Annotated in this window: 15 protein-coding genes and 1 tRNA gene; 7 read left to right on the forward strand and 9 right to left on the reverse strand. The window is 43.3% G+C overall.

Annotation, left to right across the window (positions count from 1 at the left end; translation table 11 throughout):
- Nucleotides 1-21 precede the first annotated feature (21 nt).
- From mtgA to ABIB39_RS18230, 3 genes are all read left to right on the forward strand, one after another.
- Complete coding sequence (mtgA, locus tag ABIB39_RS18220; protein ID WP_354431608.1) at nt 22-765, forward strand: monofunctional biosynthetic peptidoglycan transglycosylase; 744 nt, start codon at nt 22-24, stop codon at nt 763-765.
- Between the two features lie 43 nt (nt 766-808).
- Nucleotides 809-1,369 (forward strand): hypothetical protein, encoded by a 561-nt coding sequence (locus tag ABIB39_RS18225; protein ID WP_354431609.1) that lies wholly within the window; start codon nt 809-811, stop codon nt 1,367-1,369.
- Between the two features lie 85 nt (nt 1,370-1,454).
- Nucleotides 1,455-1,868 (forward strand): DUF1801 domain-containing protein, encoded by a 414-nt coding sequence (locus ABIB39_RS18230; RefSeq protein WP_354431610.1) that lies wholly within the window; start codon nt 1,455-1,457, stop codon nt 1,866-1,868.
- Nucleotides 1,869-2,057: 189 nt separating this feature from the next.
- Here the strand turns inward: ABIB39_RS18230 and ABIB39_RS18235 are convergent, their stop codons facing one another.
- From ABIB39_RS18235 to ABIB39_RS18245, 3 genes are read right to left on the reverse strand one after another with little or no spacing between them, the layout of a single operon-like run.
- Nucleotides 2,058-2,672 carry a YdeI/OmpD-associated family protein gene (locus ABIB39_RS18235; RefSeq protein ID WP_354431611.1) on the reverse strand — a complete coding sequence of 205 codons (615 nt, stop codon included), beginning with the start codon at nt 2,670-2,672 and terminating at the stop codon, nt 2,058-2,060.
- A gap of 19 nt (nt 2,673-2,691) precedes the next feature.
- The gene (locus ABIB39_RS18240; RefSeq protein ID WP_354431612.1) at nt 2,692-2,979 is read right to left on the reverse strand and encodes a YciI family protein; all 288 of its coding nucleotides are present in this window, start codon (nt 2,977-2,979) and stop codon (nt 2,692-2,694) included.
- 42 nt (nt 2,980-3,021) lie between these two features.
- Nucleotides 3,022-3,504, reverse strand: a complete 483-nt coding sequence (locus tag ABIB39_RS18245; protein ID WP_354431613.1) for an ABC transporter ATPase — start codon at nt 3,502-3,504, stop codon at nt 3,022-3,024.
- Nucleotides 3,505-3,550: 46 nt separating this feature from the next.
- Between ABIB39_RS18245 and ABIB39_RS18250 the strand changes: the two genes are divergently transcribed.
- The 3 genes from ABIB39_RS18250 to ABIB39_RS18260 are packed head-to-tail and all read left to right on the forward strand — an operon-like array spanning nt 3,551 to nt 6,061.
- A complete protein-coding gene (locus ABIB39_RS18250) occupies nt 3,551-4,036 on the forward strand; it encodes a hypothetical protein (RefSeq protein WP_354431614.1) in 486 nt (161 codons plus the stop codon).
- A 4-nt stretch (nt 4,037-4,040) separates the two neighbouring features.
- Nucleotides 4,041-4,955: a helix-turn-helix domain-containing protein gene (locus ABIB39_RS18255; RefSeq protein WP_354431615.1), complete on the forward strand. Its 915-nt coding sequence runs from the start codon at nt 4,041-4,043 to the stop codon at nt 4,953-4,955.
- Entirely contained in the window at nt 4,901-6,061 is a 1,161-nt protein-coding gene (locus ABIB39_RS18260) for an FAD-dependent oxidoreductase (protein WP_354431616.1), read from the forward strand. Before ABIB39_RS18255 ends, ABIB39_RS18260 begins: the two co-directional genes overlap by 55 nt.
- A gap of 19 nt (nt 6,062-6,080) precedes the next feature.
- Here ABIB39_RS18260 and ABIB39_RS18265 read toward each other — a convergent pair whose 3' ends face one another.
- From ABIB39_RS18265 to ABIB39_RS18275, 3 genes are read right to left on the reverse strand one after another with little or no spacing between them, the layout of a single operon-like run.
- Entirely contained in the window at nt 6,081-6,869 is a 789-nt protein-coding gene (locus ABIB39_RS18265) for a (Fe-S)-binding protein (RefSeq protein ID WP_354431617.1), read from the reverse strand.
- Entirely contained in the window at nt 6,869-7,297 is a 429-nt protein-coding gene (locus ABIB39_RS18270; RefSeq protein WP_354431618.1) for a DUF2750 domain-containing protein, read from the reverse strand. Before ABIB39_RS18270 ends, ABIB39_RS18265 begins: the two co-directional genes overlap by 1 nt.
- 6 nt (nt 7,298-7,303) lie before the next feature.
- Nucleotides 7,304-8,602 (reverse strand): 4Fe-4S dicluster domain-containing protein, encoded by a 1,299-nt coding sequence (locus ABIB39_RS18275; RefSeq protein ID WP_354431619.1) that lies wholly within the window; start codon nt 8,600-8,602, stop codon nt 7,304-7,306.
- A gap of 271 nt (nt 8,603-8,873) precedes the next feature.
- Here ABIB39_RS18275 and ABIB39_RS18280 point away from each other — a divergent pair.
- Nucleotides 8,874-8,946, forward strand: a tRNA-Phe gene (locus ABIB39_RS18280).
- 457 nt (nt 8,947-9,403) lie between these two features.
- Here ABIB39_RS18280 and ABIB39_RS18285 read toward each other — a convergent pair.
- The 3 genes from ABIB39_RS18285 to ABIB39_RS18295 all read right to left on the reverse strand — a co-directional run.
- Nucleotides 9,404-9,790, reverse strand: a complete 387-nt coding sequence (locus ABIB39_RS18285; protein WP_354431620.1) for a hypothetical protein — start codon at nt 9,788-9,790, stop codon at nt 9,404-9,406.
- A gap of 1,229 nt (nt 9,791-11,019) precedes the next feature.
- A complete protein-coding gene (locus ABIB39_RS18290; protein ID WP_354431621.1) occupies nt 11,020-12,174 on the reverse strand; it encodes an IPT/TIG domain-containing protein in 1,155 nt (384 codons plus the stop codon).
- Between the two features lie 93 nt (nt 12,175-12,267).
- A partial coding sequence (locus ABIB39_RS18295) for a zincin-like metallopeptidase domain-containing protein (protein ID WP_354431622.1) occupies nt 12,268-12,900 on the reverse strand: 633 nt, incomplete at its 5' end.

Consider the following 12,900-nt stretch of genomic DNA (forward strand, 5'->3'; position numbering starts at 1 on the left):
TTAGCAGGCACTAATATCACAATGGCTAAAAAAGTACAAAGCCGTAAAGGCAGCAGCAAAACAAAAGGTTTTTTTAATAACGGCATAGTAAGGCTTGTACTGCGCATTGTAAAGCTGATCGTGATTGTGTTTGTTGCCGCCAGCCTGTTTGGTGTGCTGCTGTTTAAATTTGTAAACCCTCCCTTTACCTGGCTAATGATACAACGCGGCTTTGAGCGCAAGGCTGATGGTAAAGACTGGAAGATCGACAAGCAGTGGGTAGCGTTTGACGATATTGCCGACAACATGAAGCGCGCCGCCGTTGCCGCCGAAGATCAATCTTTTTTAGAGAACCACGGTTTCGACTTTAAGGCCATTGAACGTGCTATCCAAAAAAACGCCAAAAGCAAAAAACTGATAGGCGGCAGTACCATAAGCCAGCAAACAGCCAAAAACGTTTTCCTTTACCCCGGCCGCTCGTTTGTGCGTAAGGGTTTCGAAGCATGGTTTACCGTACTGATAGAAGCCTTTTGGAGTAAGAAGCGCATCATGGAGATTTACCTCAACGTAATTGAAATGGGCGATGGCATTTACGGCATCGAGGCTGCATCGCAGGCATATTTTCACAAACCGGCATCGCAGCTTACCCGCAGGCAGTCGGCAGCCATCGCGGTGATCTTTCCAAGCCCCTTACGGTGGAGTGCCACCAAACCTACCCGCTACCTAAGGCACAGGCAATACCTGATCATGAAAAACATGCGCAGGCTTGTGCCGTTGGCGTTTTAAAGAAGTAACAACTAATTATAGTGGCATTACGTATAATTTGATAATGAAAAACAACTATCTGTTATACCTGCTCCTGCTTATTGCTGTAAGCAGTTGTAAGCTGGACCCGGTAATATATCCCGAAGGCGTAATTTTTGTGCCACCGGGCCAACCCGGTACGCCGGGGACTACCACTCCCGACCCGGGCACAGACGCTACTTACACAGTAGGCATTGGTGCTGATGACTCGTTTATTTACCAGATTGACAACGGGCCGCTAATAACCATGCATAACACTGTAACGCTTGACCAAGACCCCGACCCTTCTGTTCCCTTTGCCGGTAATACAAACTTATCTGCACATAGCCTTGATGATAAGGAAATTGACATATCATTTAGTGTAGGTGTAAACGATGTAGTTGGCGTATTTCCTGTTTCGCAGTTCTCGTTAAAATCTACAACCTTCGATTATGAAAAGAATGGAGACGGAACGGTAAAATTCACTTCGTTTACAGAAGATGCCGACGGATTTGACATTATAAAGGGATATTTTAAAGTAAACGTTGTAGATAAAAATACAGGCTTAAGTCACGTTATAACAGGCTCTTACAATACCGGCGGGTAAATAACCAATAGCTATGGCAAAGCGTGGCGATCAATAAGATCAATTACTACCACAGCTGTTTTGATGCTACAATATTAGCAAATTAATGATGCCTAAGCCGAAACTTACCGATACCGAACAGGTAACCCAACACATCCAAAACCTCGACCCGGCTGTCCGCGACGCGGTAGAAACACTCCGACAAACCATTTTAGGATCCGACGGCAACATTGCGGAGCAGATAAAATGGAACAACCCCAGTTTCTACTATAACGGCCCCATGGCGCCGTTTGACCCGAAAGAATACAAGCGCGATATAGCGGTGATGAACTTGCACAAGAACCGGTTGATGCTGGTGTTCCCAAGCGGCGCCAGTGTTGATAATACCGGCGGCTTACTGGAGGGTGATTACAAGGACGGGCGCCGTTTAGCTATCTTTAAAGATAAGGCAGATGCCGAAGCAAAGGCCGGTGTTTTACAGGATGTAATTAAAAAGTGGTTGAGTTTGGTAAAGAAGTAATTAAACCAACCTTTGTTGGCTTATCCAATGGCTAACGGATCGGCATGCGTAAAAGCCAATACCTTGAAATAATGGTAACAGTGTTTTGTCAGGATCTTAAAAATATAAATACCTGATTATAAAGGTATCGTAAAATATAATTACCGTTCACGGCCGTGAACGTGAACAAAACCGTTAAACAGACAATTATTATTTATACTTCCAATGCCTTGTCTTTCCCTCGGCTATCCAGGCCATCCCCTCTGCTAATCTTTTATCGCGTGTGGCTTCTGTTTTGGCCTCCTCAAACCAAGTAATGTATTCCTTTTTTTGTGACGGACTGAAGTTATCAAAGTAGTCGGCGGCCTGCGTATTATCGGCCAAAAGCGCTGTCAGGTAATCGGGTGTTGCAACTGCGTCGGTATTGGAGGGCTCCTTTCTGACCTTTGGCGTGGCAATTGTTGCAGATGGCGCGTTCTTTAGCTCCATTGCCTGGCGGATATACCAGATCAGGATATCGTCATTTGGCAGATCTGCAAGGGTGGTCAATTTGCCTATGCTGCCCGCGTTCCCTTCGTCTTTAATCAAACCGTGCGGGTCGGGCAGGGTATCGGCCTTCCAAAAACCGAAACCGGCATGTTGCTTGAAGGCCATCATAAAGCAAAGCACGCCCTTATATTCGAAAAACGGCGCACTCCATTTCATGGTCTCTGTAATCTGCGGCGATGCACGGTGCACCAACTCACGCAGGTGATTTAAGATAGGTTTGGCAAAATTTGCCGATTTTTCGATATAGGCATCTACCCTTGCATCCATGTTTTCCATGATGCAATTTAATAAAAAATTATCTCAACAAATGTTTTAGGTCGGGGTGCGCTTGCGACGCCTGGAATTCGGTTATTTCAAACTCTGCCAGCTTGTGCAGATGGAAAGGGTCATCGGCGATGATCTTCTCCAGTATCTCTTTTGAATCCGCCTGGGCGATGATAATACCACCCGTGCGCGGCACTTTGCGGCCACTCATAATAAATACATCAGCCGCGTAATATTTCTTCAGATACTTGACATGAGCATCCATGTGCTGGTCAAGTTCTTCTAACGGGACGATGTAGTTGAGGCTGATGATGAACATGGGGCAGGTAAATAATTATTAGTGAGCAGTTAAACCAAATTATTAACTAACCAGATCCCTAAACAGCTGGATATGCCAGCTATCTTTAAACGGCACTTCCCATTTGGTATGCAGTTCGGTGATATTTTGGGCGAGGTTGTTGAATACAATGGTTTCGGTATTGATGATACCGGCTTTAAGCAGGTCTTCAAACTGGTGGCGGGGCACTGATACTACTTCTTCACCATCGCGGTAGGCCAGGTTAAACCTATCGAACAGGTTAATGCCAAAATGCTGCTCCAGTTGCTTCATAAAATTGACAGATTTATCTATAGAGCAGCCGCTTGCACCTGCCTGGCTTTCGTCAACTATCAGGATCAGGAACCGGTTGTACCTTATCTCGGCTTTGGCAAGCAACTGGTTGTTATGGGCCGTCCACCCGGTGGTAAAATTATCCAGCAAAACCTGTGTTTGAAGCACTTCAGCGTCGGTTAATTTACGGTCGGATTGGTAAACCCAAACCCTTGAGTGTGAAGAAAATTCCATATCGCAAATTTATCAAAATATTAACTTAGGTTTATTATAAGTTGTCATGCAAAAATCACTTCTGCCGGGAAATAAAAAAGCATTGCTGATTGCGGCAATTGTGCTCCCGGCGCTATTTTTATGCGCGTTTAAGGCATATAATACCGAGCTGGAGTGGATAAACTGGGGCAACCGCTTCCTGAATGAGAGCTACAACCCTACCGTTGAGCCCACCCTGAAAAAGTTTGAAATAACCCTCACCCCTGATCATTTTATGCGCCTGCGCAAAACTTATCAACATGGTAAACTTGAATATTATTCGTTCAGTTTAAAGCGTTTTTCGGAATTGGAGTACATTGCCGGAACTTCTACTACCGATACCCTCGAAATTAAAACCCAGGCCGACGATATCATTTACCAAACTTACGAAGACCCCAAAGGCGATGTAGATTCCATGGCTACCCGGTGGGACATCCCCGTAAAAAAATTATCGCCCCAAAGGCTGGATAGTTTGAAGCAAGCCCTGAACTTTTTGAAGGGTAAAGGCTTATAAAAATATGCATCACCAGGAATTTGAATCGCCGGAGGGTTTGCGGGATGCCGTTAAATGTTTTTGGTACACCCGGCAGGATCTTGGCGAAGCCATAACCAGTTTTGAAGTAGTGCCCGATGGTTATGCCGAGATCATTTTTCACTTTGGCAGCGGGTGCAGCATTTTAAAGGATGACATTTTACAACCTCTCGCCTCGCCCTTTATGATTGGGTTGCTCAACCAGCCTGTGCATTTTTATACAAAAAGCAATTTCGAGATCATCGGCATAAGATGCTGGCCCTGGGCGGTGTTCGGGTTGCTTGGCTTGCCACCGGGTAAAGACGGCGTACGCATTTTTGAGCATCCTATTGCAAGCCTGCAAATTACCTTAAGCAAATGCATAGAGGCAGGCGATATAACAAAAGCGGTGGAGCAGGTAAAACATTACTTACTCACCGCGCAGTTAACACTAAACACAGATAACACGCTAACTAAGGCCGGAATTGCGATTGGAGGGGCAAACGGTATTATGCCCGTAAGCGACGTAGCCGCTGTGGCACACGCCACGGTGCGCACGCTGGAACGCAAATTTAAGCAGTCATCGGGTTACACGGTTAAAGATGTATTGGGATTGATGCGGTTTGAAAAGGTGCGCAACGCATTGTGGATCAACCCAAAAAGTAAGCTCGCGAGCCTGGCACATCAACTTGGGTATGCCGACCAGGCCCACCTAAGCCGCGAATTTAAGCGGTATAGCGGCACCACCCCGGGGGCCTTCGCTCGCAAAACCAAACAATGGAAGTACCCAGCGGCAGTGATTTTGTCGCGTTTATACAAGCCTAATGAGCAGGCCTTCCTCAACTTTGTGTTTTTAAACGTGATACTATGTTACTACACAATAAACAAGTTGCCATTATTGGCGGCGGCCCCGGCGGGCTAACGCTGGCAAGGCTTTTACAGCTAAAAGGCGCTAATGTTAAGGTCTACGAACGCGATGCTAATAAAAATGCGCGTGTTGTTGGTTCCCCGCTGGATATGCACGAAGATTCGGGCATGGCGGCGCTGCGCAAAGCAAATTTGGTTGCTGAACTTAAAAAGAACTTTCGGGTTGGTGCCGATAAAAAAGTTATTGCAGACGAAAATGCAACTGTACTTTTCAGCGACCACGGTGCCAAAACGGAGGAAGACATCGAGAGCGGCTCCTTTAACCCCGAAATTGACCGAGTGCTGTTACGCAAGATCTTCCTGGATTCTTTGCAGCCGGAAACTGTTATTTGGGATAGTCACTTTATTTCGATGGAAGTAAAGGGTGAGGGTTGGCTTTTGCATTTGAAAAATGGCACAGCCGCCTACGTTGACCTGGTGGTAGCGGCAGATGGTGTCAATTCAAAGGTTCGCCCGTACATAACCGACATCAAATCGTTTTATGTTGGTGTTACAATGGTAGAACTCAACGTGCCGAATGCCGAAGAAACCGCACCTCTTATTTACAATTTGCTAAACGGTGGCAAAATAATGGCCTTTGGCGATGGTAAATGCATTTTGGGTGGGCAAAAAGGCGACGGCGACCTGGGTTTTTACGCCAGTTTTAAACCCGAGGAAAATTGGGCTATCAAAAGCGGGATTGATTTTAACGACAGGGTGCAACTACTGCGATGGTTTAAAACCGAATATGCCGGTTGGAGTAATATCTGGCACGAGTTAATTAAAAACGCTACAACCCCCTTTGTCCCCCGCCCTATTTACTGCATGCCGTTAAACCAGCAATGGGAAGCCCAACCCAACGCAACCATGCTTGGGGATGCCGCCCACGTGATGCCACCCTTTGCTGGCGAAGGTGCAAATATGGCTATGCTGGACGCGCTGGAATTGAGTGAATGCCTAACATCGGGCGAGCACAATACGTTGCACGAGGCGATTACATCATACGAAATAAATATGCGTGAAAGGGCATCCGCAGCAGCAAAACGCTCGCTTGAAAATGGCGAGCGAATGCATTCGGAAGGTGCGCTGGCAAAGATGCTGGCAATATTCGGAAGAAAATAATTTCCAGGCAAAAAACGGGTTATAACCCGTTAGCCCTAACCGTTATCTCGGCAATATCCAGCACCTTTATTTCTTGTTCTTTTTCCATGTGTTTAACTCCGTCGGTCAACATAGTCATGCAGAACGGGCAGCCGGATGCTACAATGCTGGCACCTGTTTGGATCACATCCAGCATGCGCTCGTCGTTAATGTCTTTTTTGCCCGGCTCGGGTTCTTTAAACATTTGCGCACCGCCTGCGCCACAGCAAAGGCCATTGCTTTTGCAGCGTTTCATTTCTACCAGTTCGGTATCCAAAATCTCTAAAGCCGCGCGGGGTGCCTCATAAACATTGTTTGCGCGGCCAAGGTAACAAGGGTCGTGAAAGGTTATTTTACGGCCTTTAAAGCTTTCGCCGCCTTCGGCCTTTAGCTTGCCTTCGTCGATAAGGGATTGGATCAATTGGGTGTGGTGGATCACCTCGTAAGTACCGCCAAGGCCGGGGTATTCGTTACGGATGGTATTGAAGCAATGCGGGCATCCGGTCACTATTTTTTTGATATTATAACCGTTAAGCACCTCGATATTTACCATGGCCTGCATCTGGAACAAAAACTCGTTACCCGCGCGTTTGGCCGGGTCGCCGGTGCAGCTTTCTTCGGTACCTAAAACGGCATAGCTCATGCCCACATGGCTAAGGATCTTGCAAATGTCGCGGGTTATTTTTTGCGCGCGCTCGTCAAAACTTCCGGCACAGCCTACCCAAAAAAGTATTTCAGGCTCTTTGCCTTCGGAAGCCAGTTGGGCCATGGTTGGTATCGTCTGCTCCATTATTCTTCTTCGCTAATGTCAGTTATAAACTCCTGTATGCTGCTGTAGTTGGCAAATGTTATGGCCGAATTTATCGCACCTAACCTGTTCAAAACATCAAGCGCCACCACTAAGGCATAAGCTTCTGTACCAAATAGTTTGGTGTCCCACTCGATGCCTGCCAATACTTCATTTTCGGCCATATCCAAACAGAAATCCTCTAAAAAAGCAGCCAGCGGGATCTCCGTAGGCACGTAACTTTTCCAATCATCGCGCGCGCAGGCTTTGGCCCCTGCCCTGTCTGACCAGAACGGGATAACCGACAATTCTTCGTTATCCGTAGCATCGGCATTTGCCCAGCCCGTTTTACTTTTTAAGCCCCAAACCTGTTTGCCGGCAGCTACCTTTTCTACAAAGGCTATATATTTCGATTCTAAATCTTGCGACATATTCTATTATTCTTTTTCGGCCCAGTTTAACCTGTCGGCCTGGCTATATTTCCATGGCGCACCGTTGTTTTCCATATTCCCGAACATGTTGTTGAGGCTTGCAGGTGCCTGCGATTCTTCCATCACCACGTAACGGCGCATTTCGGTGATGATTTCCAGCGGGTTTATATTTACCGGGCAAGCCTCTACACAGGCGTTACAGGTGGTACAAGCCCACAATTCTTCGCGGGTGATGTAGTTGTCCAGTAAGCTTTTATCGTCGTTGTGCTCCTTGCCGTGTTTATCAATATTGTTGCCCACCTCTACCAGCCTATCGCGGGTATCCATCATAATTTTGCGGGGCGATAACAGCTTACCCGTGATATTTGCCGGGCAAACCGATTTACACCTGCCACACTCGGTACAGGTGTAGGCCTCCATCAGGTTTTTCCAGGTCAGGTCGGTTACGTCCTTCGCCCCAAAACGACTAATCTCTGCAGGCTCGGGCACGAAAGAAGGATCAAGCATCGCCTTTACCTCGTTGGTAACCGATGCCATATTGCTGAACTCGCCTTTTGGCTCCAAATTAGAATAATATACATTGGGAAAGGCCAGCAGAATATGAAAATGCTTCGAATACGGCAGGTAATTTAAGAACGCCAATATCCCGATAATGTGGAACCACCAGCAGCCCCGCTCGATAATCACCAACGAATTAGCACCCGATGGTAACAACGGCGCTATCAGATCGCTTACCGGGAAACTGCCTGCAGTTAGGTAATGCCCAAAATGCAGGGCCTGTAATTTATAATCGGCGGCATTCATGGTCAGGAAGGCCGTCATCAACAAAATCTCGATAATAAGAATATAGTTTGCATCCGACTTTGGCCAGTTGGTCATTTCGGTACCACTAAAGCGTTTTAACTTAAGGATGTTGCGGCGGGCCAGGAACACCACGCACGATACCAGCACCAACAATGCCAGCACCTCGAAGCCACCTATCAGCAAGCGATACAGGCTGCCCAGTGGTTTAGAGAATATGCGGTGCGACCCAAATATGCCGTCTATCATGATCTCCAGTACCTCCAGGTTGATGATCACAAAACCAACATAGATAAAGAAGTGCATAACGGCGGCCGTAGGCCTTTTCACCATTTTAGTTTGACCCAGGGCAACTTTTGCCATAATGCCCCAGCGCTCGGCGGGGCGGTCGCTCCGGTCGGTATCACGGCCCAAGAGGATGTTGCGCCTAACCTTGGCAACGTTTTTACCAAAAAGGTAAGCAGCGCCCAGTAAAATGATGATAAAGATAACCTGTCCGACCATATATAATATTATGCGTGCATAGTAATTTAAGGCTAAAGTAGGGATTTGATTTAAAGTAAAGATAGATATTGCCTAAATGTTTTAAACTTAGAATTTGTTTAAATAAGGCGTGTTATACCACCTCCTGAAAAAAACTAAAAATAATTTTAGGCTGTAATTCCCTGAAATTCAATTACCGGCGGCCTGAAGATGACATCCATCCAACTAAAATTGAAAAAAAAGTTTCCGGAAATAAAAAAAACGCTACATTTGCAAACCTCAAATAGAGCGGGGTGCCATAGCTCAGTTGGTAGAGCAAAGGACTGAAAATCCTTGTGTCGCTGGTTCGATTCCAGCTGGCACCACACCTTAAATTAGCCTCTTAGTAATCACTAAGAGGCATTTTTTTGCTTTAAAACAGCTTATAGAGGCTATAAGTGCAGATTTTATAATTTTGTTATTTATTTAAAGTGTAGAACTACGATTTATTCTACTTATCGCAATTTAGTAATTTTATAGGTAATTATTCAGCTTTTGGCGCAGTTTTGGCGCAGTTTTTCAATTCTTTTGTAGCTTTTCCATATCTGTTTTTGATTTAAAGTGAATGAATGATTATGATGCCCATACAGGCGTAAGGGATAACTAAATGCAAGCAGGAACGGAATAAATGAAGGGTGGTGTTGGAGGTTGTGTTTATGCCGTAGTTCCTTGCCATGTGTTGTTCCTGGTGCCTAACTTTGCCGAATAATCATCTTCACTCTCTCTTTCCTAATTCGGAATTGTTAAGATTTCTTACTTTATAGAGGTAGCTAAAATCCTGAATTACTCTTTCTCAGTTAGCTTTTCTTCTATTAAATTAAAAGGGAAATATAGGGTTACTATGCTTTCTTGATAATACCCTCCTTCATTTACTTCTAAAACTCCCTTTGAGTAAGAGTCTTGATACAAAAAAATAGGTTCGTATCCTGTAGTTAAGCGTGGAAGTCCATGTTCGTTAAATAGGTATGGCACTTCTTCGAATCGGTCGCTCACTATATGTATCTCATGTTTATATCTATCATTATGTATTAGATAGTATGGGGTGATTTCCAGAATTAGAAGATCAGATCCTACTCTTTTAAATGCATCAAGATAATATGGCTTGTAATTTCTACTATCAAACTCTTTGCTAAAGTCTATCGTTACGTAGTGATAAGAATTCGATTGCATGCCAGTAAGGTACGCAAATTACTGTTACGTATGCAACTAACTAATTCAGAAAGAGGGTCTATTTTAGGTATATACGGGTAGCTAAAATCCTGAATTGAGAATCCATGAATTAAGAGTTTTTAACTTTTATAGACCCTTAAAGTTTCTTGGGTTAGGTATTGGTGATATTGTAAATGTAGTCCCAACTAATTTTTTAAAAGGCAGACTTCGAGAATAAGATTATTAACAGTATAATAAGCGTTACCGTTGCTGCGATTCTCTACGCCAGGTTAAACCTTTAAATACTAATGCAGAATCTTTTAAGAACACGTCGTCTTTAAGCTGGTACTTCTCTTCAACAAATCTTATCATACTGTAAGGTGACGTTGTTCTAATCAACCTCGGATATACAATACTAGTAGTGACGAATGTTTCTTGTTCCTGAACAACTATAAAATCTTCCCCATTCCTATAAACACCATTGTCCTTCCAGTCAAATGATGGAGTGATTAAGGCTATACCCATTAGCAATAGTATTAAAAGAGAAGAAATACCTCCCATCACTTTTAGCAATGAAGTAATCCGACTTTCATCTTTAACAAATATGTATAACGTACAACATACGCCTAATAGACCTATCATGCCTGTTACTCCATTAGTCATGGATTTTAATGTCTGATTAACAATTTGAATAGGAAATATAGATTCCCACGGCATTAGTCCAATTATCGAAATAACAACAAATAGAACAATAAGCTTTATTGGAAGTTGCAAGCGATGAACGTTTAGAATGTTAGTATGCGCATTGGTTGTGTGCTGCAATTTACCAATTTAAATTATAGAGAGGTGTTTATATATAGTCGAAACTCTGAATAGTTAAACTCAGTTGCTACACTTTTTCGAAATTAGGGGTTATTAAGACCCTTTTTATTAACTGTCCCAAAGTGGAGAATTGGAAGAGATGGTAGATGCGATGCTTTCCTTATTTTTTAAAAGGTACTTTTCGAAATAGTGTTTCAAATTGCATTTGCAGTCATTATAGATCTACTACTACGTTTTTAAAAAAGGGTACTATAACCCCATGTTAACTAATTTGTAGTAGATGAATATCGTGTAGGATAGTTGATGGGTGCTTGTGAATGGAGTTTATCCTTATTCTTTATAAGGTACTGTTCGAAATATTTGGGAATAGGACCTTTTAAGAAATAAATAGCAACGTTATAAAAGCCTAGTTTAACATGGTAGTTTATTTAAAGCTGTGGCCTCAACGTCTTTGTAATAATCAAAGGTGCAATCCAAGCAGCCCAATCATACTCAGATCTTTCTCCCGCGTTAACTCGTAGTTCAACTGAAAAATCGTCAGGAATGTCGTTTGGAAAATCGCTTGACAGGTCAAACATTTTGCCATCACTGTATTTGTGATAACTAACTAAGCGCGTTTGTTGGGCGCGATTTGCGAATGTGTAGTGTAACCATACCTCAAAACTCACACCATCCGATGATATAGCATTTTTCAGAAAGCCTACTTTTGCTTTAAAAGTTTTTGCACCTGGTAAATATATTTGCTTGAAAATCCCGGATATGCTTCCTTGAGGTTCCCACATAGGATGCATTCGTAAAACCTTATAACGACTACCGTCTTCCATGTTTACATCTTCGTTTCTTACAAATCCTTTGGTATCGTTTCCTGCATCCTGCCATAACAAATCAAATCTATTACTTATGTTAAAATGATATCCGTCAACTGATAGAATACCGCTTTTCCAACTTGCCTTTTCAGCGCTGTCAATTAAACTAACAGATGTGTTTTGAACGCTATACTTTTTTAAATATACGGTGCTATCTTTATTTAGTAGAGAAAGGTTAAACTCTTGTTTCAGAAATGCCTTCGCAAGATCCGGAATCTTTACGACAATCGACAAGCTGTTTTTAGAAATAACAACTGCTTCTTTATCATTAAAGTAAACTTTCAACTGCTCATCATTTAGGTACTTTCCGTTTATAGTTATATCGTTGCTATATTGATTTGTGGAAACATAATCGATTTTAATACGCTTTACAAAACTTAGACCCTTTTCAAAAACATTGCCTGAGCTGTTAGCTAAAACCAATTTCACTGAATTTGTTTTGGCGATAGTCGTGTCTCCAACATCAGGTATAGCTACAACCATTTTGTTAAAAGATACAGACTTTACAACAGCTGGTTTCCCATTGAATGAAGCTGTTACGCTGCTCAAATCCAATTTACCGCTACTATAGATAGTGAGAACCGAGTCAGAATAAACCTTATCCTCGTAAATTTGGAATTGATCGCCATTACGCGTCTTTGTTAACATGACGATAAAAGTCACTCCTCCAATTAATATTAACGCACCTAAGAACCATGCTACTTTCTTATATGTCATAATGTTTTAATAATTAAATAAATATAAGAAAAGGTTAGACGAGATAAATAACCGAAATCATGCAAAAAGAAAAAGCCCGTTAGGGCTTTAAAATCATGCAGGTTGATACGTAACCGACATAATGTAATCGGCGGCTCGTTGAGCCTGTGCAGCAGCTTTAATGATTAATGTTTTATCATTCTTTAATGCTTTAAGCCAGCTTTCAATGTAGGCTGCACTGTTGTCGATAGTTGCTTGACCTATTCCGGTTATTGCTCCCAGGAATGCAGCAGTCATTTCGGCAGTAAGTTCTTCTTTAGCGTAGGTAGCAGAGCCAAAGCCATCGGAGTTTAAAAGTTCTTTACGGTTCAATCTACTTTCATGGCCGGTACTGTGTGCCAGTTCGTGGAATAGTGTACTGTAATAAGCTTCGTTAGATTTGCACTTTTTAAGGCTTGGTACGACAACGATATCGGTAGTAAGTTGATAGTATGCGTTTGTGCCATTCTTGCGTATGGTGGGCTTGTTTGGCATGTTTGCAATAACGTCTTCGCAAGCTTGTATTATTTCTGCATCGCTTCTCAACTCTGCTTCAAAAGCAGGAAAGTCAATGTCCTCGGTTTGCGCGATGTTAAATACGGTGTAAGCCTTTGGTACCATTATCATTCTCGGCTTTGTCGCTTCATCAACTTTAGGTTGTTGATTAGTTTCTGCTGATTGATTCTTCAGTTCGACTTCGGCCCAATA

This window comes from Mucilaginibacter sp. UYP27, from assembly GCF_040547175.1.
Lineage (GTDB): Bacteria > Bacteroidota > Bacteroidia > Sphingobacteriales > Sphingobacteriaceae > Mucilaginibacter.

Excerpts from the sequence above, each read along its gene's own strand:
- mtgA (WP_354431608.1), top strand. The coding sequence starts at position 22 with ATGGCTAAAAAAGTACAAAGCCGTAAAGGCAGCAGCAAAACAAAAGGT.
- ABIB39_RS18225 (WP_354431609.1), top strand. The coding sequence starts at position 809 with ATGAAAAACAACTATCTGTTATACCTGCTCCTGCTTATTGCTGTAAGC.
- ABIB39_RS18230 (WP_354431610.1), top strand. The coding sequence starts at position 1,455 with ATGATGCCTAAGCCGAAACTTACCGATACCGAACAGGTAACCCAACAC.
- ABIB39_RS18235 (WP_354431611.1), bottom strand. The coding sequence starts at position 2,672 with ATGGAAAACATGGATGCAAGGGTAGATGCCTATATCGAAAAATCGGCA.
- ABIB39_RS18240 (WP_354431612.1), bottom strand. The coding sequence starts at position 2,979 with ATGTTCATCATCAGCCTCAACTACATCGTCCCGTTAGAAGAACTTGAC.
- ABIB39_RS18245 (WP_354431613.1), bottom strand. The coding sequence starts at position 3,504 with ATGGAATTTTCTTCACACTCAAGGGTTTGGGTTTACCAATCCGACCGT.
- ABIB39_RS18250 (WP_354431614.1), top strand. The coding sequence starts at position 3,551 with ATGCAAAAATCACTTCTGCCGGGAAATAAAAAAGCATTGCTGATTGCG.
- ABIB39_RS18255 (WP_354431615.1), top strand. The coding sequence starts at position 4,041 with ATGCATCACCAGGAATTTGAATCGCCGGAGGGTTTGCGGGATGCCGTT.
- ABIB39_RS18260 (WP_354431616.1), top strand. The coding sequence starts at position 4,901 with ATGTTACTACACAATAAACAAGTTGCCATTATTGGCGGCGGCCCCGGC.
- ABIB39_RS18265 (WP_354431617.1), bottom strand. The coding sequence starts at position 6,869 with ATGGAGCAGACGATACCAACCATGGCCCAACTGGCTTCCGAAGGCAAA.
- ABIB39_RS18270 (WP_354431618.1), bottom strand. The coding sequence starts at position 7,297 with ATGTCGCAAGATTTAGAATCGAAATATATAGCCTTTGTAGAAAAGGTA.
- ABIB39_RS18275 (WP_354431619.1), bottom strand. The coding sequence starts at position 8,602 with ATGGTCGGACAGGTTATCTTTATCATCATTTTACTGGGCGCTGCTTAC.
- ABIB39_RS18285 (WP_354431620.1), bottom strand. The coding sequence starts at position 9,790 with ATGCAATCGAATTCTTATCACTACGTAACGATAGACTTTAGCAAAGAG.
- ABIB39_RS18290 (WP_354431621.1), bottom strand. The coding sequence starts at position 12,174 with ATGACATATAAGAAAGTAGCATGGTTCTTAGGTGCGTTAATATTAATT.